Genomic DNA, 929 nt, shown 5'->3' with positions numbered 1-929 from the left:
GTACCGTCGTCACGGGCCGGGGCGCGGGCGGCGCCGACCAGGCATGGCCGGGCGGCAGATAGAGCAGATCGCCCGGCTCGGTCACGGCCACCGCCGCGCCCGCCGGGCCCGTGACCCGCAGGCGGCGGCGCCCGGACAGGACGCACACGAAGCCCGCGTCACGCGCCGGGCCGGGTCCGCCCGGCCCGTGGCTCCCGTGCCACAGCGTCGTGCGCGCCCCGTCGGGCGGCGGGCCCACCGCGTCCCACAGCCCGGCGAGGAACGCGCGCTCCCGGGCCCACAGGGCGGGGTGCGCCGCATGCAGGGTCCGCACGGTCAGGGCGAACGGCTGCCCGTCGAGCTGCCGCACCAGCCGCCGGTCGTAGCAGGTGAACGTGGAGTCCTCCTGCTGCGGCAGCAGGTCGCCGGGGTCGATGAGCAGCCGTGCCCCCACGGTCAGTTCGGCCCGGGCCGCGCTCGTGCGGTGCTGCGCGGCGACGACGGCCGCCTCGAACACCTCGTGCCGGTCGAACAGGACGGGGCCCGGCGCCGGGGGCCGCAGCACGACGGGGCGGCGCCCCCAGTAGGCCCGTGCGAAGACCTGCCAGTCCAGTGGGTCGAGGACGTCGGGGCGGGGCGGGGCGGGGCCGTTCACGCGCGGTGCCCCTCGGGAGAGGCCACGTCGAGGGCGCGGGCCCGGTACAGGGCGCCGAGCGGGCCGAGCAGGGCGGGGGAGCCGGGCCGCAGCCGGGCGGCGCGGGCCAGGGCGGCCACGCTGATCGCGGTGTGGGGTGCGCGCAGCGGGGCGAGGAGCCGGTCGGACGCGGCGGCGGGCACCGGCCAGGCGTGTCCGTTGGCCGCCCAGACCGGACCGCCGGGGCCGTCGGCCATGCGCAGGATCGGGGCCACGCGCCGTAATCGCAGTGCGGGCGTGAAGGGGATGTCCGGGC

Annotated in this window: 1 protein-coding gene and 1 pseudogene; both read right to left on the bottom strand. The window is 79.5% G+C overall.

Annotation, left to right across the window (positions count from 1 at the left end; translation table 11 throughout):
• Positions 1 to 634: pseudogene (locus tag GTW43_RS16725) on the bottom strand (hypothetical protein); the annotation flags it as partial.
• Positions 631 to 888 (bottom strand): hypothetical protein, encoded by a 258-nt coding sequence (locus GTW43_RS16720; protein WP_161302827.1) that lies wholly within the window; start codon positions 886 to 888, stop codon positions 631 to 633. The gene GTW43_RS16720 and the pseudogene GTW43_RS16725, both read right to left, overlap by 4 nt.
• Between the last annotated feature and the right edge of the window lie 41 nt (positions 889 to 929).

It is taken from the genome of Streptomyces sp. SID5785, from assembly GCF_009870065.1.
Lineage (GTDB): Bacteria > Actinomycetota > Actinomycetes > Streptomycetales > Streptomycetaceae > Streptomyces.
The sequence above is the reverse complement of the archived record's forward strand: the minus strand, read 5'-3'. Positions and strand labels throughout refer to the sequence as shown.